Below are 24667 nucleotides of genomic sequence, written 5' to 3'. Positions count from 1 at the left end.
TTTAATATGAATAGTATTCGCTCTTTTTATACTGCAAAAAGCGGAACTGACAGCTAACTCAAGTTTAAATGAAGTATTTTTCAAAGAGCAGAAAAATACTTTCATCTTCATACGCATACGATTCGACTAGATTTTCCACTCCAATATTTTCTTAGCTAATAGATTCTCCATCAACCTAGACAAACTGCGAAAAGTCGAACTCGCAAAAAAAGCCATCGAAATTCATTTCGATGGCTTTTACCTTAAGGCGTGATTACATCATGCCGCCCATCATAGATGGGTCCATTGCTGGTGCAGCTGCTGCTCCACCTTCAACAGGTTTGTCAGCAACAACAGCTTCAGTTGTTAATAATAAAGCTGATACTGATGCTGCATTTTGCAATGCTGAACGTGTAACCTTAGTTGGGTCAACGATCCCAGCATCAATCATATTGACATATTCGCCTGTTGCTGCGTTGAAACCAGTACCGCGATCGGCATTTTTCAATTTATCGATTACAACTGAACCTTCAAATCCAGCATTTTCAGCGATTTGACGAACAGGTTCTTCTAATGCACGAACGACGATCTTGATACCTGTTTCAATGTCGCCTTCAGCATCTAATTCAGATACTTTCTTGATGACATTGACCAAAGCAGTACCACCACCGGATACGATTCCTTCTTCAACCGCAGCGCGGGTTGAGTTCAAGGCATCTTCAATGCGTAGTTTTAATTCTTTTAATTCTGTTTCAGTAGCAGCACCAACTTTAACGACAGCCACGCCGCCAGCAAGTTTTGCTAAACGTTCTTGTAATTTTTCACGATCAAAATCAGATGTCGTTTCACCGATTTGACGTTTGATCATTTCTACACGGTCTGTTAAAGCAGCTTTGTCGCCAGAGCCTTCAACGATCGTTGTATTGTCTTTATCAACAACCACTTTTCCAGCAGTACCTAGGTTTTCGATTGTAGCTTCCTTCAAATCTAAACCAAGATCATCTGTAATGACAGTTGCTCCAGTTAAGATTGCGATGTCTTCAAGCATTGCTTTACGACGATCACCGAAGCCAGGAGCTTTCACTGCTACAACGTTGAACGTTCCGCGGATTTTGTTCAATACTAATGTTGGTAATGCTTCACCATCCACATCATCAGCGATAATTAACAATGAACGAGATTGTTGTAATACTTGCTCTAACAATGGCAAGATATCTTGGATGTTAGAGATTTTTTTATCTGTAATCAAGATGTATGGATTTTCTAAAGCAGCTTCCATTTTATCGTTGTCTGTTACCATATATTGAGACAAGTAACCACGATCAAATTGCATTCCTTCAACAACGTCTAGTTCAGTGTCGATCCCTTTAGATTCTTCAATTGTAATAACACCGTCGTTTCCAACTTTTTCCATCGCTTCAGCAATCAATTTGCCGACTTCTTCGCTACCAGATGAAACAGCTGCAACTTGCGCGATCGCATCTTTTGAATCAACTTCTTCAGAAATGCTGTGTAGTTCTTCAACAGCTGTTTTCGTTGCTAATTCGATTCCACGGCGGATACCCATTGGGTTTGCACCAGCAGTCACGTTTTTCAAGCCTTCACGGACGATGGCTTGAGTAAGAACAGTCGCTGTAGTTGTACCGTCACCAGCGATATCATTCGTTTTCGAAGCAACTTCAGAAACTAATTTTGCTCCCATATTTTCAAAATGATCATCTAACTCGATGTCTTTTGCGATAGTAACACCGTCATTTGTAATCAATGGAGAACCATAAGATTTTTCTAAAACAACGTTACGTCCTTTTGGTCCTAATGTAACTTTTACTGTATCTGCTAATTTGTCCACACCGCGAAGCATTGCTGCACGTGCATCTTCAGAAAATTTAATATCTTTTGCCATGATTCTTTCACCTCATTATTTTTATTCTACGATTGCCATAATATCTTTTGCAGCAATAATTAAATATTCACTGCCTTCATATTTCACTTCTGTGCCTGCGTATTTTTCAAACATTACCATATCACCAACAGCTACTGGCATTGGACTTTTTTGACCGTTTTCTAGTACATTGCCTTCACCAACAGCCACAACTTTAGCAGTTTGTGGTTTTTCTTTGGCCGCAGATGCTAAGACTAGGCCTCCAACTGTTTTTTCTTCTTCTTGAGTGACTTCAAGAACGACACGATCACCTAATGGTTTTAACACGATAAATCCCTCCAACTAGTAATGATTTTTCAAATCGTTAGCACTCGATAACCAAGAGTGCTAACTCACAATTCTTATCATACCATTTTTGTTTCTTTTTGCAAGTCCTTCGTTTGCTTTTTTAATTTTTTTCTACACTAAGTTTTTAATGAGATATGGTATACTTGGGAACAATAAATGTTTAGAAGGGATTAATAATGAGCGAAAAAAAATATAGTTTTATCACGATCTTTACTTACGGGCTAGTTTTGTTTTCACCTGTCATTTTTCAAAGTGTATTGCAAACAACTTCATCACAAATTATCCAGTTAACAACACTGACATATTTTCTTGGCGCTATCTTAATGATCTTTTATCGAGTGAAGTCCCGGTCGTTCGAAATAGAAAACCGGCAAAAAAATATTTTGATTACAATTCTGCTTGGAGTCGTTGGAATTCCCGCTTCCTTGATACTGCAAATGGTTATTTTACAAATCGAGCAGCAATTTCTAGGACAATCTGTTGCTTCACAAAACACGCAGAATATCGTGGATTTAATCATGAACAACATGATTTTTATTTTGGCGACAACGATAGCTGGACCGATTATGGAAGAGTTCGTTTTCCGTCGGGCAATCTTCGGCTCACTGGAAAAAAGATTTGGATTTTTCCTGCCAGCATTACTAAGCTCTGTTTTATTCGCGTTTGCCCATAATGATGGACACTACCTCCTGTATGCTGGATTAGGCTTTTTATTCTGTGGTATGTATCGCTATAGCGGACGCATTTGGACTTCGATGATTACTCACGTGGGAATGAATCTGTTGGTCATCCTGACACAATTGGCACTTCGATCATAAAAATTTCCAAACCAATCTTTTGCTATTTTATAAAAACCTCCTTAGACTTAGATTCATAATAGTCTAAGGAGGTTTTTTCTTGAAAATAGCAATTATTGGTGCCACCGGACATGCAGGTTCATTAATCCTAAGCGAAGCCCTCGCTCGTGATTTAGCGGTTACTGCAATCGTTCGCCACCCTGAAAAACTAAAGGTACAAGTCCCTATTTTGGTAAAGGATCTATTCGAGCTGACAAAAAAAGATGTAGAGTATTTTGATGTCGTGGTAGATGCCTTTCGTCCGCCAGTTGGTCAAGAAGAGCTGCATCAAACGTCACTGAAACATCTCACCAACATCTTGCGCGGAACCGACACGCGGTTATTCGTTGTTGGAGGAGCCTCTTCCTTGTTTATTGATGAGGATCACCGCATGATCGATCTTTCTGACCCAAATGCCGTCTATTACCCAACCGCCTATAATATGTACCAGGCATTTTTAGATCTGAAAGCCGCTCAAAGGGTCAATTGGACCTACTTAAGTCCTGCCGCAAATTTTGTTCCTGATGGTCAACGGACTGGTCATTATCAAGTCAGCGATGATCACCTGCAAAAAAATGCCCAAGGTCAAAGTGAGATTAGCATGGCCGATTACGCGATTGCTGTGATCGATGAAATCATCGAGCCAAGACATCTCAACCAGCATTTCAGTGTTTATAGTTAAAAAAAAGGCAGGCCTGCAAATAAGCAAGCTTGCCTTTTTTTAGATCGCGAATAATTCAGTTGCGCTATCTGGATCGGTATCAAAGATTTGGAACTGGTGATTTACACCAAGATCATAACGGGTCAATGTTTCTTCCATCGTCATATGTGCCAATTCTTTCATATTGTTTTCTCTACTCAAATGCCCCAAGTAAATGCGCTTCGTCCGATCACCAAGAATATCGGTCATAACCAGCGCACCATCGTCATTAGACAAATGCCCGCGGTCACCTAAAATCCGTTGCTTTAGACTCCAAGGATAAGCACCCATCCGCAGCATCTCTAAATCATGATTGCTTTCTACCAAGTAGGCATCCGCATCACGAATTGTTCCGCGAACATGTTCACTAGCGTATCCTGTATCTGTTAACATGACAAAAGAATGCCCATCTTTGTAAAACCGATAGAATTGCGGTGCTGCAGCATCGTGAGAAACGCCAAAACTTTCGATATCTAAATCACCAAAAGTAAGGACCTTTCCCATCTCAAAAATATGCTTCTGTTCCACATCAACTTTCCCAATCAAAGGAGCCATTGCTTCCCAAGTTTTTTCGTTGGCATAGACAGGTAATTTATATTTTCTAGCAAGCACTCCAACACCATGAATATGGTCACGATGTTCATGAGTGACTAAGATCGCGTCTAAATCCTCAGGTTTTCGATCGACTTCTGCTAATAGCGAAGTGATTTTTTTTCCACTCAAACCAGCGTCAACTAAAATTCGTTTTTGCGGACTCTCTAAATACAAGGAATTCCCCGAACTGCCGCTGGCTAAAACACTGATATTGAAGGCATTATTCATTTCTAACATGAGCAATTTATCCCCTCTTTTAAAACTGTCCTCAGTATACAACCCTTTTTATGGATTTTCCACCTTTGGAACTAAATTATTCGTGATCACCTGATTATTCAATGCATTGACTTTTTCAATCTGAGTCGTTTTATCCGAGGTCTTAATCTTAACAAACCAAACAGGTACATAGACATTCTTTTCACGGACTTCAAGTGTTCGAAAATAACCAAGATAAATATTCGTAATCGTTGATTTACTAGGAATATTATTATTGATATACAATGTATTCAAGATTTCCTTTTCAGAAGCCAGCGTCATTTTCTCACGCAGCGGTTCGATATCTTTCAGACGAGTCTGGGTATATTTCGAAACCCGATCCTGATCATCGCTCTTTTCGATATCCAATGTCAATCGAGAGGTTTCATCAATAAAAGGAATCCCCTCATAGGATTGCGCGCCGACAATCTTTCCCAACTCATCATCCTTCTTTGAAATGTCGGGCAAATACGTATATTCCGTTCCCTCTACAATGAATTCTTTATCCCTCATGAGCCGATTAAAGCTGCTGGTCGCTTTTTTCAAATCAAATTCTGTCTCCCCGTTTGGCAAATTGGTCAAAACTCGGTCTGAAATTGTCCAATTGCCAGTAAGTGTCTGATCGGCTGGTGCATTCAGCATAGATTCAAAATTATCTTGCTCAGCACTCAGATAATAGCCTTCGCGATGTTCGTCAGAGACAGCCTTTTTGACTTGGATTTCATCGTTTTCTAAACGGTGCATGATATCTTCTCGTTGATTAGAGTTGGTGACCAGACTTTGCTCGTGCTGATTATTCCAATAGATACTGAAAAGAAAGATGTTCAACCCAATAAAGACGAGAAAGAAGATCCATTCGATTTTTCTAAAATCCAATTAGCTCGCCTCCATTTCCAGGTTTCCCTGCATTAGCTGAGTCGCAGGGTACCAAGTATTGTCATACTTAACAAACCACTCTGGAGTCAACGCCACTAATTTATTTACACCATCAATGTCTTGCCACGTATAACCGATGATAAAGCTTTGTACCTTATCAAGATCAAGTCCTACAGCAGCGAGATTATTCTCAATTTCTAAGGTACTTGGCAGTTCGACCTCTTCGTCTGAAGGAATCGGTACTTGAACAGTGTCCATACTTGTCTCAATCCTTATTTGCGTTGACGCCCCATTCGACCCATGACCGATTTTTACCGCCATTTTCCCTTTTGAAGATTGACTGAAGATTGGGTAGCCTTCGACAAAAATTCGATAATTAACTTGGCCTTCATGATGATCAAAATAGCGCAAATTCCCTACTGCCGTTCCTAAGCGGCTGACATAATTGAAGCTTTGGCTATACATACTTTCTTTTGATAAATCTTCGGGCAACTCGCCTTCAAATGTAACCTGCCGTTTCTGCTCGTCCATCATTAACTCCTCATGGCCGCTGACAAAAGAACGTGCTCCACTAGCTTCTTCCTCTCCTTTTGCTTGGTCAGGATTCTGGAAAAAGGCATTACGGAATAAAGAGTAAGACTGAGTAGTCAGAATGTAGCTGTATTTTTTTAACCGAACACGGTCCTTTGTTCTCAACAAGCGCGGGACCAGAGGATTTTCATCCGACATTTCTAAAAACTTTGGTTGGTTTTTTTGATAGATTGTTTCAAGTCCAGTGAAATCTGCTGAAATAGTCGCTTCATAGACAGTATCTTTACTGTAATTCAAAAAGCGGATCTTCTTTTTAGAAAAATCTACTTGAATTTTTGAAAATGTCAACTTATCTGAGTCCTTCAATGAATTTAAATTGATTGGCATATCAAAAACTTTGACATATTCAGTCAATGAAAAGCCGCCTTCATAATTTAACTCAATACCATTATCCAAACTATAATAGCTTTTGATTTCTTCTTCACCTTGGGCCACTTCTTGAAGCTGACCATAAGTACTTTCAGTCAAACGGGCTTGAGTCGTAGCCAACAAGTTTTCACTACTGGTTTGAAACTTGCCTTCTGCCAGATCCCAAATACCGCGGATCGGCAAAAAGGCATCCGTCGCTTTTGCGTAGTTTTGGTCGTTTTTAACCGCTTGTTTACTAGTATTGACATCGGCTGTTTTAGAGGTAGGACTGAGCCAGATGGCATAGGTCAAAATGAGACTAAGTAAGATCAGGGCAAAAAGCGCCACGCGGATGATTCTTTCTGAAATCTTCATTCCCAAATATCCTCCTCATAAGGTTCATAAGGTAAAGAAATATAGAAAGTAGAGCCTTTACCTTCGACACTTTCAACCCATATCTGACCTTGATGCGCCTTCATCACTTCTTTAGAGATCGCCAGACCGAGCCCCGTGCCGCCCTGTTGACGCGCACGAGCCTTATCTACTCGATAAAAACGTTCAAATACCTTTTCTAAATCTTTTTTAGGAATCCCCAAACCTTCATCCGAAATACTCAAAACAACGTTGTTATGAGTTTCCATTAGATGAACTTCGATTTTCCCGCCATCAGGTGAATACTTGATGGCATTGTTCATGATATTATCGATTACCTGCATGATCTTATCTGTATCGATCTCAACCCACAGATCACGTTCAGTGAACTCACGGACGATCCGGTAATTCTTTTCTTGGCTATTCACCATCATATCAAAACGATCCAGAATATAATCGACCAGTTCATTGAAGTTAACAAGCTCGAGATCCATTTGCTGAGCACCTGAATCCATTCGAGAAAGATTCAACAGATCATTAATCATTCGAATCATTCGATCGGTTTCTCCCAATGTTACATGAATAAATTCTGGCGCTATCTTCTTATCTTGCCAAGCACCTTCCTCTAACGCTTCTAAATAACTGCGCACACTAGTCAGTGGTGTACGTAATTCATGGGAAACATTCGAAACAAACTGACGACGTTCCTCCGCCGTTTTCTCCTGTTCGGTAACATCATGAATCACGACAACCAATCCGCTGATAAAGCCCGATTCGCGTCGGATCATAGCAAAATCAGAACGCAGAGTCATGCGATCTTCATCAGAATCAGATTTCGAACGATCGATTAAAATCTCTTCCGGTGTTTCTAATAATTTTCGTAATGTGTATTCTTCTTCTAGATCCAACAAGGTCAAAATGGATTGCCCGATTGCTTGTTCGCTAGTAGTATTCAGTAAAGACAAAGCCATCTCATTGATAGTAATAACTTTTCCACGACGATCAGTAGCTATAACCCCATCTGTCATGTGGGTCAGGACGCTGTCTAATCGATTTCGTTCAGCTTCCATCGTATCTTGAGCATCTTCGATTCGATCAGATAACTTGTTAAAAGTCTCCGCCAACTGACTCAGTTCATCGTGTCCTTGAACATCTACTTTTTCAGAATAATCGCCTTGTGCAATCCGAACCGCCTGTTTCTGCATCTCTTTGATCGGCTTCGTGATTGATCGGGCTACCAGCAAAGCCACTACAATCGATATCAATCCAGCAATTAAGGAAGCTGTGAAGAAGATCAGTGCGGTATTGCTGATTTCGGTATATTTCTGTTCAATATCGCTCTTAACATAAAGAGCCCCGATCACAGCCGAATCGCCGGTCGGGGACTGAATAGGTTGGACATTGATATATACCCGTTTATTATTGTCATCCAGTGTTACATATTGCTTCATTGAAAAATCATCAATATCGCTGTACTCGTTTTTCTTACCTACGATAGAATCTTTTTGCCCAACATCGTTAGTAGCTACGACAATTCCTTTATCATCCACTACCCACATTTCACCAACATCGGTAGCGGTATTATTTTCAAGGATACGTTGAAGCTGATCCGCTTCGTTGTCACTATCCTCTGCCATCGTTGCACCGAGAGTCGTACTTAATAAGGACACGCGTTGGTTCATATCTTTAGTAAAGCTGTCGATTGTTGATTTTTCAAGTCCGCGGATAAAATAGGCACCGATGATCTCGATTGAAATCAATAAGATCAAGATAAATGAGAAAGCAATCTTGAAATTGACTGATCGGTAAAAACGGACTTTCTTTTCCATACTTACTCCTGTTCAGGGTTGCGCAGATAATAACCTACGCCACGTCTGGTTACTAAATAGGTTGGATGACTTGGATTATCCTCGATTTTTTCTCGTAAACGTCGCACAGTCACATCGACCGTTCGAACATCGCCAAAATAATCATAGCCCCAGACCGTTTGCAACAGATGCTCACGTGTCATCACTTGACCAATATGTTTTGCTAAATAATGCAGCAACTCAAATTCGCGATGAGTCAGTTCAATCGTATCTCCGTGCTTAGTTACCATATAAGCATCTGGATGGATCGTCAAATCACCGATCGTCAAATCACTTTGTGTTGTATGTTCTTCTTCCTTAGGTGCTTGTCCGCCACGGCGTAGATTAGCCTTCACCCGAGCCACTAACTCACGATTTGAGAATGGTTTTGTCACATAATCATCGGCTCCCAATTCCAAGCCTAAAACTTTATCGATCTCAGAGTCTTTTGCGGTAACCATAATGATCGGCGTTTCATGGGTCTTGCGTACTTCACGAGCCACTTCTAAACCGTCTTTTTTTGGCAACATCAAATCTAATAAAATCAAATCTGGATTGACCTCTTCGACTTTTTCCAAGGCTTCTTCACCATCATAAGCGGTGAAGACTTCATAGCCTTCTTTGGTTAAATTGAATTTCACGATGTCCGAAATCGGTTTTTCATCGTCAACTACTAGAATTTTTTTCACTAAGAGTCACCTCATACCTTCATAAGATTGTATGTACGCCATACTATTATACAATAATTTCAGCCCTGTTTCATCTTTTCAAACAGGCGACGATTTTTTTACAACTATTACTTAAGAAAAAATGAAAAAAGAAGATGAGCTTTTGCCCATCCTCTTACTCATATTTTTAGTCTAATACTTGGCAAACCACGCCTAGAGATCCTGGTCCAGTGTGAACTGACAGTGCTGGTGAAACTTTCCCAAAATAAATATTTTCCGCTGTTGGAAATAGCTCCTGCAGCCGCTGCCGGATCTTCTCTGCTGTCTCCAAAGCATCCGCATGGGTCACGGCCAAATTGAACCGTTGGTGATTACCAACGTGCTCCTTCACTAATTGAATCGTCTTATCGATACTCTTATTTAACCCGCGCACCTTTGCGACTGTGTAATAGATTCCGTCTGGATTACATGAGATGATCGGTTTTAATTTTAATGCACTGCCTAATAAGGATGAAACCAGTCCGATTCTCCCGCCCTTTTGTAGATACTCTAATGTATCGACGTTGAAAAAGATTTTTGTCTTCGTGATCTTGCTCTCAACTTCAGCAATGACCTCTGTAAAGGATTTCCCTTGCTTAACCAGATCACCTGCATAGATTGCTAGGATTCCTGCTCCGATCCCAACATTTTTTGTATCAATCGACTGGAAGGTTAATCCTTCATAGTGCTCTCCCAACACGCGCAGCGCATTATAAGTGCCGCTCAACCCGCTAGAGATTGTCACGATGATGACATGCGTGTAGCCTTCTGCCTCGATCTCATCAAAAACCTGATGAATCAGTTCGCCATCAGGTAAAGAGGTCGTTGGCAATTCCTTTTTGATTAACGGAAAAATGGTATCAGAACTAATGTCAATCCCATCCCTATATTCTCGATCACTAAAAATGATCCGCAACGGCACCATAAAAAATGGCCCATTATCTATGACTTCTTTTGGAACATCCGTCCCAGAGTCAACTAGGATCGCAATTTTTTCACTCATCATTTTTGCCTTCTTTCTCTTTATCCAACTGAATGATTTTTTCAGCTAACATTTTCTGGGTAAATGAAGCGACAGCACTTTCCATTGCTAAGTAATAAAAATCTTCACTTCTGCGAGTCAAACTAACTTCTTCCCCCAGCACAATCTTGGCTACCTGCATTAACGCTTCTTCTTGCACCGTACAAAAGCTGTTATAAGCATCTTTAGGTTCATTGATCGCCAGTTGCATCCGAATCAACTCGTTGATATCTGGAATCGCAAATACCTGCTTAAGCAGAGTAATGGCAATCAGATAAGCTAAATGATTACGGTTATAGCGTTTTTTGACTGGTGGCGGTACCAATTTATGTTTAACGTAATTATTGACCATTGCACTGGATAAAAGCTGATGCTTATCATCTTCGATCAGCGGTGATAAATAGCGGTCAACAAGAGTAATGACTTGATCCATGTATAATTCTAATTCTGGCAACTCTTCCCATCGAGGCAAACGTAATTCTTTTAATCCCTCTGCCCATGATCTGAGCTTCGTCTCTTCCATTTTTTGCACCCCTTTCATCGTCATTCTACCAAAATTATGATAATGATACAATATAGTTTCAAAAACTAGATAATTGAAGCGCTTTTTGCAAAATTTTTTTAAGTTTATTCTTGCTTTTTTATTTTCTCAGTGCTAACATATGAAAGTACTTTGTTTGGGCCGTTAGCTCAGTTGGTAGAGCAGCTGACTCTTAATCAGCGGGTCGCGGGTTCGAGCCCCTCACGGCCCATTGGGTGCCAAACCCACGTCACCAGTGCATTCTTGGCTACTTCGGTAGTTTAGAAAAGAATGTGCGTGGTGGCATTTTTTTGTCTCAAGGGCAGGTTTTAGGGGCAGGTTTTAATTTCCTATTATATAAAATAACAAAAAACAGTCCCTGTTAAAACACAGGGACTGTTTTTAATTATTGTTTTAAGTTTTCTTCCGATATCTTTTGAAACTAAAATAATTAACCAAGTTGATACAACAAAAGATTAGACCAAACACTTTAATAGTAATTATCAGTTTCATGTTGATCATAGGAGTATAGCCAACGATGACGGTATTATTTCCTACTAAACTGTTCACTTCAAGCAACCCCAAGTCGCTTTTTCCAACTTCATTAGGTGATTTGTTTTGTCCATTCATTTTTATTGTAGAATTGCCATAAATTGCTACTGGAAGTATAACCTCTTCTGAGTTCTCACTATTCCACTCCAACTTTAATTTAGAATCATAAGTAACACTTTTCTTAACATTATTTGGATTTTCTATAACATCATGCTCATAAATTTTGTATGGTTCCTTTTTGTAAATGCTTTCGGTGCTTTCATTTTTTGAAAGAGCAAGGTAGTCTGGTGTACCCTTTTTTATGACATTTAGTGCTTTGGATAAATCCTTATCTTTGATCATACTTCTAAATTGATTTGGATCGGTTACAAAGACATTAGGAGTATTGTTCCCGCCTTGTGCCGGATTGCTGCTCATCCAATAATTGGAGTGTTCTTTCATCAAGTTATTGACATTAGCAATTGAAAAAACCGAACAGGTTATTAGTATCATTTGAACTATTTTTTTCTTTTCTTTATTTGCATTTTCATTAAATCTATTTAGGCCCAGTCCGATTCCGGCTAATAAAAGGATATAAGAAACAATCGAAAATCGTAAAGGAAACTGAAATGTGGTTAGAAAAGTAAGTTTATTTGCCATATCATTCCAGGGAACTAAATTCGAAGATATGACAAGAAATAATCCGCCAGTAAAATTGATTATTTTTTCTAACAGAGGAAGTTTCTGCCATATTGAAAAAGTATATATCAAATGAACCACAAATAAAGTTGAAAATATTAGTCCTAGATTACGAGTCTCATTGTTTCCTAGTGACAGCATCACTGTACTATTAGACATATTTGTATTTATGTATGGCTTTAGTAAGTTGTTTGTAGTGAAAACTTCAAAGTAGCCATACAGTGAATTCGCAGAAATTATCAAAGTTAACAAAACCGATAAAAGACCATTCACTATCCACTTTATCTTCTTTCTACAGTTATAGAAACTTACTAAGAAAAAGGGGATAATCGCCATGATTCCAATTACTGCAGTAAGAATATGCGAAGAAATTAATAATGAAACAGGGATTGCCAAATAAACCGGATTAATTGGATTTTTCTTATCTCTAACAGCTTTGATAGCTGGAATAAAAATTAACGGTAAGAACGCTCCTCCCCAGCTAATAAATGATTGTATTACCGCATAAAAACTGATTAACGAACAAGACATGTAAAGAAATGACAAAATCACCGATAACCGTTCGCTAACTTTTGCATACTTCAATAAAATGTACATATTTAATCCACTAAGGAAAAAACAAATAAAAGAGGATACAATTTGAAATCTTGTCCATGTTTTAACAATCATTAGTAGTCCAGCTAAAAAGAAAGATAGATCGTATCCATATAAAGCATTAATAATCCTGCCGCTCTGATTAAAACCATAAATTGATTGAAAATAATTTAAATTACCAGTTTTCATTTGTTGATACAGGTCATATATTCGATTAAAATGAAAAGGCATATCATCCCCAACCATTATTGAGTGAAAAAATAGTTGTGGCGATACCATAATAAAAGCCATTAGAGCAATAAGTAATGAAGCCCTGCCTACATTAAAAGAAATAAATTTCTTCATTAAAAAATCCACCTTTGGTTAATCATTATTAGTCTGTTACAACAGAGTAATCATATCTTATTTGATATCTTTTGGAAACAGTGAGATTAAATTGTTAATGACCTAGTTGGGAATTTTATACAAGAAAACAAAATATTATAGAACCAAAAGAATGTGCGTGGTGACTTTTTTTGTTTTTAGGATAGATTTTTTGAATGAATGATCTCCATCAAATCGCTACATCGAAGCTTTCTAACTTATGAAATAAATTAATAATTAAGTCACTAGTACACCGTTAACATTCTCACTCGTTTTAACTGATGTGTACATAGTGACTTTTTTTTTATTGCCTTTATTCAAATTAATATAAAAAGACATTTTATAACATTTATGTGATATATTTATACTTGATTTACATTGAGAATCGTTCAAGCTGTTTTATGTATAAATTTTTTTGAATTAGATTCAGAAAATTAAGGAGTGATCCCGTGAAAAAAATTGTTTTGTTTAGTTTGTTGGTACTGATTTTTCCCACTGCTGCTCTGGCCGATGCTTCTGAAAGTATCTCTGATGAAATGACGACTTCCGACCAAGAACTAGTTACCGAAAGTACATCTATATCTGAAAATATCACGAATGAAAGTCAAGCACCTGCTTCTAGTGAAACTGCGACTTTGGATGAACCAACAGTCGAAAGTGAAACTGCAATTTCTGAAGAAACCCCCAGTGTTGATATTTCTTCCACTAGTGAAGAAATGGCTGCAGCTGATGAAGTAATAGCTGAATCAACCATGAGTAGTTCTGAGGTCCTTGAAGAGCAAACCGCATTTTCGCAAACAGCCGTAGCAACTAGGACACTATCAGCTACTCCTAAAACAATAGATCCTAAAGAAATAGCTGAAAAAACGAAACCCGTTCTAACCTTCGAAGAGGACTACATCATTACTGAATTGAAATATCCATGGGAAATTCGCGAAGTCTTAACCTATTCAAAGTTTAAGATTGATCCAGCAGAGTTGAGCGGCTACACTGATCAAGAACTGGAGAACGCCTTCACTTTGCTTGCGCATTATAGTAGTGATGTTACTTACATGGATTGGAGTGGTTACACCCGCATTTTACAAATGCTTTATAGAGATAACGTGATTTCTTGGTCAGATGTTGAAAAAGCATTGACTTTTGATTCTTTAAGTTACGATTCAACCTTAGAATTGGCTAAGGATATTGACCAATTACAAGCGTACTTGCGAATTCTTTATTCAAAAAAGGAAGGTTTCTTACAAATCCGACCTTTTACAAATGAAGAACTGCTTCAAATTTTAAATGATCTCAGCGGCTATGAAGAAGAATTGAGCAAGGAACACTATTTGTTCTCAGGCATCCTTCACTGGCTTTATAACTCTCAAGAAGAAAATCGACTTGAGCCTGTGATGCCAATTCTAAGTCTGTCAACATCGACTAATCCTGCTGGCGAAAATATTTTATCTATTCCAAAATCGAGCTCAATTCCTGTAAGTGTGCAAAACAATGACGCTATGATGAATGCAACTACGCAAAAAGAATACCCGAAAACTGGCGAAAAGAACACTCTCCCATTATCAATCATCGGAGTTGCCTGTTTCTTTATTTCAGGCTTTATTCTTTTAGAGAGACGTTTTCGCGTATAACATTATGTCCTACTAACCGAATCTAAAGCAGCCGCTCAAATCAATTAACTAGGTTTTGAGCGGCTGCTTTTCTCAAAAAAAACTATGAGCTGATAAAATATTTTCAATGATATTTTTACATAAAAAGAACTTTATAATAGTAATTATTATTTAAATCGATTTTACAAAGGGCATAAAAAACTTTTTCAACTATTTTCGATCCCCTAGTTTACAAATACATTTCTTATGTTACAATTGTGTTACAGAATAATTTAAGGAGTGATTCTTGTGAAAAAAATGGTTGTTTTAAGTTTGTTGGTATTGAGCTTCCCCCTTGCTGCATTTGCTGATACTTCTGAAAGTATCCCTGCTGAAACAGTAGGCTCTAGTCAAGAACAAGTAATTGAGAGCACTTCTGTTCCTGAGGAAACAGAAGCAAACGATCAACTCTCAACCGTCCCTAATGAAACTCAAGCTTCCTCGGAAGAAACAGTCGAAAGTCAAGAAACCGCCACTGAAGATACTGCTACTAAAGAGACAACAAAAAAGGAAGCAGCAAAGGAAGTGCCAACTGTTGAATCCCCTACTGTTGAAACAAAACAAGCAGAAAAAATAAAAGCTTCAGAATCAGTCGAAAAGAAGACAGAAAAGAAAACCGAAGCTGTTGCCCCTCAGCTAGCTGCTGTAAAAGCACTAGAATCACCAGCGGTTATCGAAGAAAATCTTAATAAAGAATGGACAGCTGAAAAAATTCGTGAAAATTTGACTGGTACAGATTATGGAATCAATCAGAACGAGCTCAAAGGTTATACTGATGAAGAACTGACAAATGCCTTCAAACTGTTCAATCGTTATAACTTCGATATTACCGGCATGGATTTCGGCAGCTATGTTCGTGTGTTACGAATGGTTTATAAAGATAAAGTAGTTTCATGGAATGATGTCGAAAGGGCCTTAGCTTTCAATCCTAATAATTACACAACGACTGCTGAGTTAGCTCAAAACGTTGATCAATTACAAGCTTATTTACGAGTGCTTTATGCGAATAAGGAAGGATTCTTGCCGCTTCGACACTTTACGAACGAAGAAATGTTACACATCTTGGATCATCTTAGTGGTGCAGAAGATGAACTAAGTGCTGCAAACGGTTTGTTCTCTGGCCTCGTGCATTGGTTATACTCCTCTCAGCAAGGAAATGGACCAATCGATAATGGACCAAAACCTGTTGCACCTATTCAAAATCTAGCCCCAACTACTAAACCAATTATTCAAAGCGTTACAACTATTCCTAATACCAATGCTGCAGTAAAAAGTGATGTATCGGCTCAAGCTGTTGGTCAAAAGGAATATCCTAGGACTGGTGAACGCAGCACTACTTCTCTTACCATAATCGGAATCGCTGTATTCTTACTTGCAGGATTAGTTATTCTAAAACGTCGCATTCATGTAAAATAAAGCAGATTAGTTTTGTGCTATATTTTTGTAAAGTGATGTCGACTTTTATTTAACGAATGGAAAGTCTTTCATCCCTAACCTAAAAAGCCAAAGCAGATTTTCTACTCTGCTTTGGCTTTTCCTTTTAAACTGCTACAGCTTTTTGACTTTTCAAATGCTGCAATTTCTTCTTATAATAAGCGACTTCATCTTCAGAAGAATAAATAAAATGACCAGGTGCGATTTCCTGTAATGAGCGCGCTTTGCCATCGTGCGGCTCTGTCTGGTATTTGATACGGCGACGTTGCCGTTCATGATCGGGGTCCGGCATAGGGATGGCTGACAACAAACTTTCTGTATATGGATGAACGCCATAGTGATAGATTTCATCACTGGTTCCAACTTCTAACAGATGACCATTGTTCATTACACCGATACGATCACTGATATGTTTTACCATCGAAAGGTCATGAGCGATAAATAGATAGGTTAAGTTATGCTCTTTCTGTAAATCTTGCAGTAAATTCACGACCTGAGCTTGGATTGAAACATCCAGTGCTGAGATTGGCTCATCACAGATAATGAAACGAGGTCGGACAGCCAATGCACGGGCGATCCCAATCCGTTGTCGTTGACCACCTGAGAATTCATGGGGGTAACGTGTCCCGTGACTTGGGTTCAACCCTACCGTTTCTAATAAATCATTTACGATCTTGTCTCGTTCTTTTGGTGTTTTAGCTAAACCATTGACATCGATTCCTTCTGCGATGATATCTTTGACTTTCATCCGCGGGTTAAGTGATGCATAGGGGTCTTGAAAAATCATTTGGACATCGCGGCGAAATTCTGTCAATGCCGCTTTGCCATGGATTTTTGCGACGTCCTTTCCATCAAAAAGAATTTCTCCATCCGTTTTTTGATTCAAACGAATGATTGTTCGACCAGTCGTAGATTTTCCACTCCCCGATTCTCCGACCAAACCAAAAGTTTCTCCCTCGTTGATGTGAAAGCTGACATCATTCACAGCACGTACTTCATTTTTCGTACCAGTATTAAAATACTGTTTTAAGTGTTTTACTTCTAATAAGCGTTTTTCCATCGTAGTCCTCCATTTTCCTCGCTAAAAATTAAGCGGAATATTGGTTTTGTTTCTTGCGAAAAATATCCCAACGTCGTTGAATCTCAGCTGGAGGTGTAACTGCTGGTGCTTGTGGCGCAAGTAACCAAGTTGCTGCTTTGTGTGTTTCAGAAAGCTCAAAGAATGGCGGCTCCATCTCGGCGTCAATTTTTAACGCAAACTCATTCCTCGGATAGAATGCGTCACCTTTTGGCGGATCCAACAAATCCGGCGGAGAACCAGGAATCGCATATAGACGATCGTTTTCGCTTTCCAATGTTGGCATTGATCCAAGTAATCCCCATGTATAAGGGTGCTGTGGATTATAGAAGATTTCTTCTGCTGTACCGACTTCGACAATCTTACCAGCATACATCACTGCTACACGATCGGCGACATTTGCTACCACACCAAGATCATGGGTAATAAAAATGATGGACGTTTCGATTTTTTCCTGAATTTCTTTTAACAGTTCCAAAATTTGCGCTTGGATCGTTACATCCAGGGCAGTTGTCGGTTCATCAGCGATTAAAATTTCAGGGTTACAGATCAAGGCGATCGCGATTACGATCCGTTGCCGCTGCCCTCCAGAAAACTGGTGAGGATAATTTTTCAACCGTTTTTCAGCATCTGGAATACCCACGAGATTCAACAAATCTAGGGCGGCTTTCAGGCTTTCTTTTTTCGATACTTTTTTGTGTTTGCGCAATGACTCTGCGACTTGTTTTCCAATCGTCATCGTCGGATCAAGCGAGGTCATCGGATCTTGGAAGATCATGGCGATTTCTCTTCCACGGATCTTCTGCATTTCTTTTTCTGATTTATCAACAATGTTTTGGCCTTTAAACAAAATCTGTCCCTTATCAATATTGGCATTACTGGAAAGCAGACGCATGATCGTACGAGTGGTAACGGATTTTCCACTACCAGACTCCCCTACGATCGCTAGCGTTTCTCCCTTATTTAAATCAAAATCAACTCCACGAATCGCCCGAACTTTTCCGGCATAGGTGTCGAATGAAATATTCAAATTATTCACTTCTAAAATTTTTTCCATAAATCGTCACTCTTTCATTTTCGGATCGAATGCGTCACGAAGACCATCGGCTAACAGGTTGAAACAAATCATGATCAGCGAAATAGTCACCGCTGGAATCCACAATAAGTATGGCAAATACAAGAAGGTTTTATACCCATCATTCAGCAATGTACCTAAAGAAGCAGCCGGCGGCGTCAAACCTAAGCCGATAAAACTCAAGAACGCTTCAAAGAAGATCGCAGTCGGAATACTGAACATCATTTGAATAATAATGACACTGGAGATATTCGGAATGATGTGCTTGAAAGCAATTTTCCATTTCGATTCACCCAGAGTCATCCCTGCTAAAACATATTCCTGATCTTTCAGCTTGAGGGTCTGGGCTCGGACGATCCGCGCCATCGGTATCCAGTTAGTAATGGCCATAGCGGCTACGATCGAGAAAATCCCCGGTTCAAAAACGACCAGCATCAAAATCATCACAACTAAGTTAGGAATCCCCGAAAGGATTTCCAAGAAACGTTGCATCGCATTATCGACTTTGCCTCCTAGCATACCGGAAATCAATCCATAGGCCACACCGATCGTAATATCAAATAGTGCTGCGATAAAGGCGATCAGCAGTGAAATCCGTGTTCCCATGAATAGACGACTTAGCACATCGCGTCCCAATCCATCTGTTCCTAAAAAATAGTTCACATTATCGGGAACATCTGCTTGCGCATATTTATCGACTAATTCACCAGCGACCATTGTTTTTCCATTTAAGCCGTTAATGTTTAAACCTGGAACCCGTGGAGGTAGATTTATATAATCAACATTTTGTTTGCTTGGATTATGTGGTGAAACAAAAATTGTCACGATTGAGACAACGATGATTACAGCTAAAAGAATCATCGAAATGACTGCCGCTTTATTTTTTTTCAAACGGCGCCAAGAATCCTGTAAGAAATTCAGTGAAGGCGCCGCAATTTCCTCGCGTTCCTCTTCGGTGTTTTTTTGTAGGGGTTGAAATTCATCTGCGGGAATATCAACGATTGAAGGATATTTCATTTCCATTAGCTCTTACTCCCTTCTGAAAGACGAATCCGTGGATCAACTAATCCATACAGCAGGTCCACAACTAAAATGACAAAGACCAGCATGAATGAATAAAGGATCGTTACAGCCATAATCGTTGGATAATCATTAGTCATGATTGATTTTACAAACTGTTCTCCGATACCAGGAATCGCAAAAATATTTTCTACTACTAGCGAACCAGTCATCAAAGCTACAGCCAGTGGTCCAAGCAAGGTCATTAAAGGAATCAAGCTATTCCTTAAACCATGTCTAAAAGCGATTTCCCATCGACTCAAGCCTTTGGCGCGAGCCAGCTCCACATAATCACTGTGAAGTACTTCGACCATTTCGGTTCGTATAAAACGGGCTGAGTCCGCTAACGTCGACATAGCCAGTGCTAGTGTAGGCAAGATCGTATAAGCAAAGCCTTCCCATTTAGCAATCGGCAAAATACGCAGTTTCATGGCGAAAATATATTGTAATAGCACAGCGAAGACGAAATTGGGAATTGAACGTCCTAGAATCGCTACCAAAGTAGAGGCTGTATCAGCCCACGAGTTTTGTTTCATAGCAGAGATTGTTCCTAAAATGATTCCAACAAAGGTTCCGAAGATAATCGCCTGTAAACCTAGCTGCAATGATGGTCCGATTCGTCCGGCTAGCAAGGCTGCAACGGCTTGATTTTTGAATTGGAAAGAAATTCCGAAGTTTCCTTGTACGAGGTTTGATAAGTAAATCCCGTATTGAACGATCACTGGTTTATCTAAGCCGACTTGTTTATTCAGCATCGCGATCGTTTCAGGACTCAAACGTTCTTGGTTGGTGTACGGTGTCCCCGGCAATAATTGCATCAAGAAGAAAGTGATGGTCGCAATCAGCCATAATGTAATTAACATGAAAAAGACACGCTTTAAAAAATATTTCAAATAACTGCCCATGAGGTGCCTCCTAAAAGTACTTATTTTCTGATTGATAAAATAAGTCTGGTGTTCCGCTCTTATATTTTGACTTCTACTTTTGATATGGTTTAGAGTAGAAATACATTGCGGATAAGTTTTTTATCTGGATAGTGTTAGCCATTAATTATTGGAGTGTATGTATGAAAAATAAATTATTTCCCATTGGAATCGGCGGCGGTTTGCTAGTGATTATTGTGATCTATACATTTATTCAAGGATCACTTTCTGCATTGAACTTATCCAACCGATTGTTCTTAACCGGATTACCATTTCTAATCATTGGCATCTTACTTTGGATTTTTTCTTCAGGCTTCTTCGATCACTTTCAACATTCGATGCATCAGGCCTTCAGCAGAAAACAAAAGAAAAAATCAGAATTTCAGTCCCTCTCACAGGTTGGACAAGGACGCTATTCTTTTTGGTTAATCATCGCAGCTATTTTACTTGCTGCTTCAATCATTTGTGCATTGATAGCAATGATTTAAAAGGAAGCTGGAACGGGATCACCGTTCCAACTTCTTTTTTATTATCATCAGCATTTCAGCCATATAAAAAGCCTTAATGAAATGCGTCTTTCACCTAAATATTATTCTTCCACGTAAGTCCATTTGTAGTCCCAAGAAGCGCCGGCAGGATGGTGAACAACCCCTTTGACTTTCTCGTTTACTAAATGAGCTTCAGATAATTGGTAAAGCGGTGCGACACCAGATTCTTTTGAAATGATTTCATTGGCTTTTTGCAAGTCATCCCAACGAGCTTCCTCATCACTAGCGTCTTTGTTGCCTGATGCCTCAACTAATTTGTCATACTCTTCATTACTCCAACGTCCACGGTTATAAGAGTTTCCTGTTACAAACAAATCAGTGAAGCTAGATGGATCGGCATAGTCAGCGCCCCAACCACCAAGCAGTACATCAAAGTCGCCAGCATTTGAACGGTCTAAACGAACAGAAAATGGAACTGGTGTTGGCTTCACGGTCATCCCTGGCAAAGTATCTTCCAAAACGCCTTGAATGTATTCAATCACTTTTTTCGATGAATCTGTATCAGAGGCCATTAACTCGAACGATAGTTTGTCGATGCCTAATTCTTTCTTCGCTTTATCCCAGTATTCTTTTGCTTTTTCTTTATCGTAAGGAACAAGCTTGCCTGCTTCTTTGGCGAAGTCTTCATCCGTCTTAGGATTTTTTGACATGCCTGATGGAATCAAACTTGTGGAAACAACCGATCCATCACCTAACACTTGGTTAACCAATGATTTACGATTAATGGCATATGAAACTGCTTTACGCAAGTTTTCGTTTTTCCATGGTGAATCTGCTTTGCGTTGGTTGTATTCAAGATAGCTTGTACGAGCTTCTTTAAATGATTTGTATGCTGGGTCGTTGGCATTTTGCTGAGCTAATTCACCAGACAAGATAACATCATCTGCTTCACCATCTTTAAACAGATTCAATGAAGTTGAAGATTCTTTTACCACATTAACTTTAACTGATGATAATTTCACTTCGTCCTTATCCCAGTAAGTATCGTTTTTCTTATATTCCCACTCGGTATCCGTACCCGGTCCGTCGAATCCTTCTAATGTAAATGGACCATTGTAGACCGATTTGTCACTCTTAGTAGCATATTCTTTCCCATTTGCTTCTACCACTTTTTGATTTTGTGGAAAGAATGATGGGAAAGCTAGTAAGTAATCAAAATACGGTGTTGGCTTCGCTAATTTGATTTCCAACTCATGATCATTGACTGCTTTAATCCCTAATGTATCTGGGGCTTTTTTTCCAGCTGAAATATCTGCTGCATTTTCAACGGGTTCAAATAGATAAGCATATTCTGAGGCTGTTTCTGGCTTCACAGTACGTTGCCAACCAAAGACATAGTCTTTTGCTGTTACTGGATCACCGTTTGACCATTTCGCATCGTCTCTTAATTTGACAGTATAGGTCTTGCCGTCATCACTGACTTTGACTTTTTCGCTTGCACCAGCTGGTTGAGGTTTGTTGTCTTTGTCTAGACGGTAGATTCCTTCATAAACATTATTTAATGCAGTAAAACTAATCGTATCGGTCGCGACTGATAGATCGGCAGTCGGCATCTCCTGTTGGACCACCAAGTTAAATGTTCCATTGTTCTTGGCTTTTGCGCTCGAACTGCTCTCATCAGTTGTTGCGCTGTTGCCTCCATAACAACCCGCCAAAGCGAGCCCGCAAATCGCGATAATACCATAAGCAAATTTGTTCCTCATATCTTTTTCCCCTTTTGATTCAATTTTCAGAATAATTATGAAGTTCTGAATATGTCGAGTAGTTTAATCATTTATTTTTAATAAATCAAACCATATGCTCTAATAATTTTTGGCTTTTTGTAAAACATTCCTAAGAAAACTTGTAGAATCAGCAATTAAGCTAAAAAATTTTTTCTGAATTAGAAATAATGTTGAATATCCAAATTTTTATTATCTGTTGTAACATCACCATGACAGATTGCTGAGCTCTTTATATAGTAGAAAACTTTTAAGCTGTCTGAGGAGAAATTTCTTTTCATTCAGCCTTATTTCATAATCGACAAATAAATTAAAAATAATTCTCATCTTTTTTTCATAATTGTGTTGACAATTCTTTTCTTTTTTTATACGATGATTACAACAATTTTTTAAAAATTCTGACATTGAACGGGTGGTTGCTATGATGAAATCAAATATGTCTTTCAACGCAACTTTATTATTATAGCTGGGACTTTCTGAAAATTATTTCATAAAGTCCCTATTCGCATTGCATCGGAGAAGAAAGTGGTTCTTTTCCGATGGAGTGCTTTTTTTATACCCGTTTTTGACCAAAGGAGGAGTAAAAATGAGAAAGATTCAATTTTTTGACACCACATTAAGGGATGGTGAACAAACCCCAGGAGTAAATTTTAATACAAAAGAAAAAGTTCAGATCGCTCTTCAATTAGAAAAATGGGGGGTAGATGTCATCGAGGCAGGCTTTCCGATCGCTTCACCTGGTGATTTCGAAGCTGTCCAAAGTATTGCTCGTCAAGCCAAGAGCATGACTGTAACAGGACTGGCTCGTTGTCAGAAAAAGGATATCGACCGGGCCTATGAAGCACTAAAAGATGCAGTCGATCCGCAAATTCACGTATTCTTAGCAACAAGCGACGTGCATATGCAATACAAACTGAAAATGACTCGGGAGGAGGTTCTGACTTCCATTAAAGAACACGTTGGCTACGCACGCAGTTTGTTCAAGAAGGTGCAGTTTTCACCGGAAGATGCTTCAAGAACGGAAAAAGACTTCCTATTAGAAGCAGTACAAACAGCGATCGATGCTGGCGCAACGATCATTAATGTTCCAGACACCGTCGGCTACTCGAATCCTACTGAATATGGCGGTATTTTTAAATCATTGATCGAAAATATTCGTAGTAACCAAGAAATCACATTCTCCTCTCATTGCCATGATGACTTAGGAATGGCAACAGCGAATGCACTGGCAGCGATTGAAAATGGGGCAAATCGTGTTGAAGGGGCGGTCAATGGAATCGGCGAACGCGCCGGTAACACAGCACTAGAAGAAGTGGCGTTGGCACTGGCGATTCGCAAAGACTTCTATCAATGTGAATCAAATATCGTATTAAACGAAACTAAACGAACCAGTGAACTAGTCTCTCGCCTGTCAGGCATTCCTGTTCCAAAAAATAAAGCAATCGTTGGTGATAATGCTTATGCCCATGAATCTGGTATTCATCAAGACGGCGTTTTGAAAAATCCAGAGACTTACGAGATCATCACGCCTACCATGGTGGGTGTCAATCAAAATTCTCTTCCACTCGGAAAATTATCGGGGCGTCATGCATTTAATGCAAAATTAGAGGAATTAGGTTACCAACTAAATGATGCCGACAGTAAAGAAGCCTTCAAACGTTTCAAATCATTAGCCGACAAGAAAAAGCAAATTACGGATAAGGATCTTGTGGCACTGCTTGCTGATCAATACCGGGAAGAAACCGAGAAATATAAACTAGCGGATGTTCAGGTTCAATACAGTTCTAACGGCTATCAGGGAGCAATCGTCTCAATCACAGATGAAAACGGCGAAACGAAAGTTGCTTCACAAATTGGTTCTGGCAGTATCCAAGCGATCTACAATTCGATTGATGAATTATTTAATCAAGATCCTGAGCTGACCGAATATGAAATTCAAGCACTGACTGGCGGCGAAGATGCCCAAGCGGAAGTTCGCTTAACTTTATTCGATGAAGAAACGAACAACGAGTACCGCGGAATCGGTGTAGATTTTGATGTTCTACATGCATCAGCAAAGGCCTATGTCCAAGCCAGCAACCATCTACAACAAAATGGTTAGCGAATGATTGATCGAAGAA

21 protein-coding genes and 1 tRNA gene are annotated in these 24667 nt (G+C 39.2%); 7 read left to right on the top strand and 15 right to left on the bottom strand.

The features are described 5' to 3' along the window. Positions 1 to 253 precede the first annotated feature (253 nt). Positions 254 to 1882, bottom strand: a complete 1629-nt coding sequence (gene groL, locus E6139_RS17790; protein ID WP_316404794.1) for a chaperonin GroEL — start codon at positions 1880 to 1882, stop codon at positions 254 to 256. 21 nt (positions 1883 to 1903) lie between these two features. Continuing rightward, complete coding sequence (gene groES / locus E6139_RS17785; protein ID WP_316404793.1) at positions 1904 to 2188, bottom strand: co-chaperone GroES; 285 nt, start codon at positions 2186 to 2188, stop codon at positions 1904 to 1906. A gap of 197 nt (positions 2189 to 2385) precedes the next feature. On the opposite strand from groES, the gene E6139_RS17780 reads away from it, so the two are divergent. Both E6139_RS17780 and E6139_RS17775 read left to right on the top strand, forming a co-directional pair. After that, the gene (locus E6139_RS17780; protein ID WP_316404792.1) at positions 2386 to 3027 is read left to right on the top strand and encodes a type II CAAX endopeptidase family protein; all 642 of its coding nucleotides are present in this window, start codon (positions 2386 to 2388) and stop codon (positions 3025 to 3027) included. Between the two features lie 79 nt (positions 3028 to 3106). After that, positions 3107 to 3727, top strand: coding sequence for an NAD(P)-dependent oxidoreductase (locus tag E6139_RS17775; protein WP_316404791.1), 621 nt, complete (start codon positions 3107 to 3109; stop codon positions 3725 to 3727). A 39-nt stretch (positions 3728 to 3766) separates the two neighbouring features. Here E6139_RS17775 and E6139_RS17770 read toward each other — a convergent pair whose 3' ends face one another. The 7 genes from E6139_RS17770 to E6139_RS17740 all read right to left on the bottom strand — a co-directional run bounded on the left by E6139_RS17770 (position 3767) and on the right by E6139_RS17740 (position 10879). Continuing rightward, entirely contained in the window at positions 3767 to 4576 is an 810-nt protein-coding gene (locus E6139_RS17770) for an MBL fold metallo-hydrolase (protein ID WP_316404790.1), read from the bottom strand. A gap of 48 nt (positions 4577 to 4624) precedes the next feature. Continuing rightward, complete coding sequence (locus tag E6139_RS17765; protein WP_316404788.1) at positions 4625 to 5470, bottom strand: two-component system regulatory protein YycI; 846 nt, start codon at positions 5468 to 5470, stop codon at positions 4625 to 4627. Continuing rightward, positions 5471 to 6784 (bottom strand): YycH family regulatory protein, encoded by a 1314-nt coding sequence (locus tag E6139_RS17760; protein WP_316404786.1) that lies wholly within the window; start codon positions 6782 to 6784, stop codon positions 5471 to 5473. It lies immediately after the preceding gene. Beyond that, positions 6781 to 8610: a cell wall metabolism sensor histidine kinase WalK gene (gene walK / locus E6139_RS17755; protein WP_316404784.1), complete on the bottom strand. Its 1830-nt coding sequence runs from the start codon at positions 8608 to 8610 to the stop codon at positions 6781 to 6783. The genes E6139_RS17760 and walK overlap by 4 nt, the downstream gene beginning before the upstream one ends. A 2-nt stretch (positions 8611 to 8612) precedes the next feature. After that, positions 8613 to 9317 (bottom strand): response regulator YycF, encoded by a 705-nt coding sequence (gene yycF, locus E6139_RS17750; protein ID WP_316404782.1) that lies wholly within the window; start codon positions 9315 to 9317, stop codon positions 8613 to 8615. Between the two features lie 166 nt (positions 9318 to 9483). Next, positions 9484 to 10341 (bottom strand): DegV family protein, encoded by an 858-nt coding sequence (locus E6139_RS17745; protein WP_316404781.1) that lies wholly within the window; start codon positions 10339 to 10341, stop codon positions 9484 to 9486. Beyond that, positions 10331 to 10879: a DUF1836 domain-containing protein gene (locus tag E6139_RS17740; protein ID WP_316404780.1), complete on the bottom strand. Its 549-nt coding sequence runs from the start codon at positions 10877 to 10879 to the stop codon at positions 10331 to 10333. The genes E6139_RS17745 and E6139_RS17740 overlap by 11 nt, the downstream gene beginning before the upstream one ends. Positions 10880 to 11035: 156 nt before the next feature. On the opposite strand from E6139_RS17740, the gene E6139_RS17735 reads away from it, so the two are divergent. Continuing rightward, positions 11036 to 11108: transfer RNA gene (locus E6139_RS17735), tRNA-Lys, on the top strand. 182 nt (positions 11109 to 11290) lie between these two features. Here the strand turns inward: E6139_RS17735 and E6139_RS17730 are convergent. Then, on the bottom strand, positions 11291 to 13045 hold the full coding sequence (locus E6139_RS17730) for a hypothetical protein (RefSeq protein WP_316404778.1): 1755 nt from the start codon (positions 13043 to 13045) through the stop codon (positions 11291 to 11293). Between the two features lie 467 nt (positions 13046 to 13512). On the opposite strand from E6139_RS17730, the gene E6139_RS17725 reads away from it, so the two are divergent. Next, complete coding sequence (locus E6139_RS17725) at positions 13513 to 14691, top strand: LPXTG cell wall anchor domain-containing protein (protein WP_316404776.1); 1179 nt, start codon at positions 13513 to 13515, stop codon at positions 14689 to 14691. A 276-nt stretch (positions 14692 to 14967) separates the two neighbouring features. Then, positions 14968 to 16125: an LPXTG cell wall anchor domain-containing protein gene (locus E6139_RS17720; protein WP_316404796.1), complete on the top strand. Its 1158-nt coding sequence runs from the start codon at positions 14968 to 14970 to the stop codon at positions 16123 to 16125. Between the two features lie 124 nt (positions 16126 to 16249). On the opposite strand, the gene E6139_RS17715 is transcribed toward E6139_RS17720, so the two are convergent. The 4 genes from E6139_RS17715 to opp3b are packed head-to-tail and all read right to left on the bottom strand — an operon-like array spanning position 16250 to position 20260. Continuing rightward, on the bottom strand, positions 16250 to 17203 hold the full coding sequence (locus E6139_RS17715) for an ABC transporter ATP-binding protein (protein WP_316404775.1): 954 nt from the start codon (positions 17201 to 17203) through the stop codon (positions 16250 to 16252). 28 nt (positions 17204 to 17231) lie between these two features. Continuing rightward, positions 17232 to 18278, bottom strand: coding sequence for an ABC transporter ATP-binding protein (locus tag E6139_RS17710; protein ID WP_316404773.1), 1047 nt, complete (start codon positions 18276 to 18278; stop codon positions 17232 to 17234). Between the two features lie 6 nt (positions 18279 to 18284). Then, a complete protein-coding gene (gene opp3C, locus E6139_RS17705) occupies positions 18285 to 19319 on the bottom strand; it encodes an oligopeptide ABC transporter permease (protein ID WP_316404772.1) in 1035 nt (344 codons plus the stop codon). Next, on the bottom strand, positions 19319 to 20260 hold the full coding sequence (gene opp3b, locus E6139_RS17700; protein ID WP_316404771.1) for an oligopeptide ABC transporter permease: 942 nt from the start codon (positions 20258 to 20260) through the stop codon (positions 19319 to 19321). The genes opp3C and opp3b overlap by 1 nt, the downstream gene beginning before the upstream one ends. A 161-nt stretch (positions 20261 to 20421) precedes the next feature. Here opp3b and E6139_RS17695 point away from each other — a divergent pair, with 161 nt between their 5' ends. Continuing rightward, positions 20422 to 20766: a DUF3899 domain-containing protein gene (locus E6139_RS17695; RefSeq protein ID WP_316404769.1), complete on the top strand. Its 345-nt coding sequence runs from the start codon at positions 20422 to 20424 to the stop codon at positions 20764 to 20766. 101 nt (positions 20767 to 20867) lie between these two features. Here E6139_RS17695 and E6139_RS17690 read toward each other — a convergent pair whose 3' ends face one another. Beyond that, a complete protein-coding gene (locus E6139_RS17690; RefSeq protein ID WP_316404767.1) occupies positions 20868 to 22529 on the bottom strand; it encodes a peptide ABC transporter substrate-binding protein in 1662 nt (553 codons plus the stop codon). 604 nt (positions 22530 to 23133) lie between these two features. Between E6139_RS17690 and E6139_RS17685 the strand changes: the two genes are divergently transcribed. Beyond that, a complete protein-coding gene (locus tag E6139_RS17685; RefSeq protein ID WP_316404765.1) occupies positions 23134 to 24648 on the top strand; it encodes a 2-isopropylmalate synthase in 1515 nt (504 codons plus the stop codon). The last annotated feature ends 19 nt before the right edge of the window (positions 24649 to 24667 follow it).

The sequence above is a fragment of the Enterococcus sp. genome, assembly GCF_032555305.1.
In the GTDB taxonomy this organism is placed as follows: domain Bacteria; phylum Bacillota; class Bacilli; order Lactobacillales; family Enterococcaceae; genus Enterococcus_A.
This window is presented reverse-complemented; position numbering and strand designations above follow the sequence as displayed.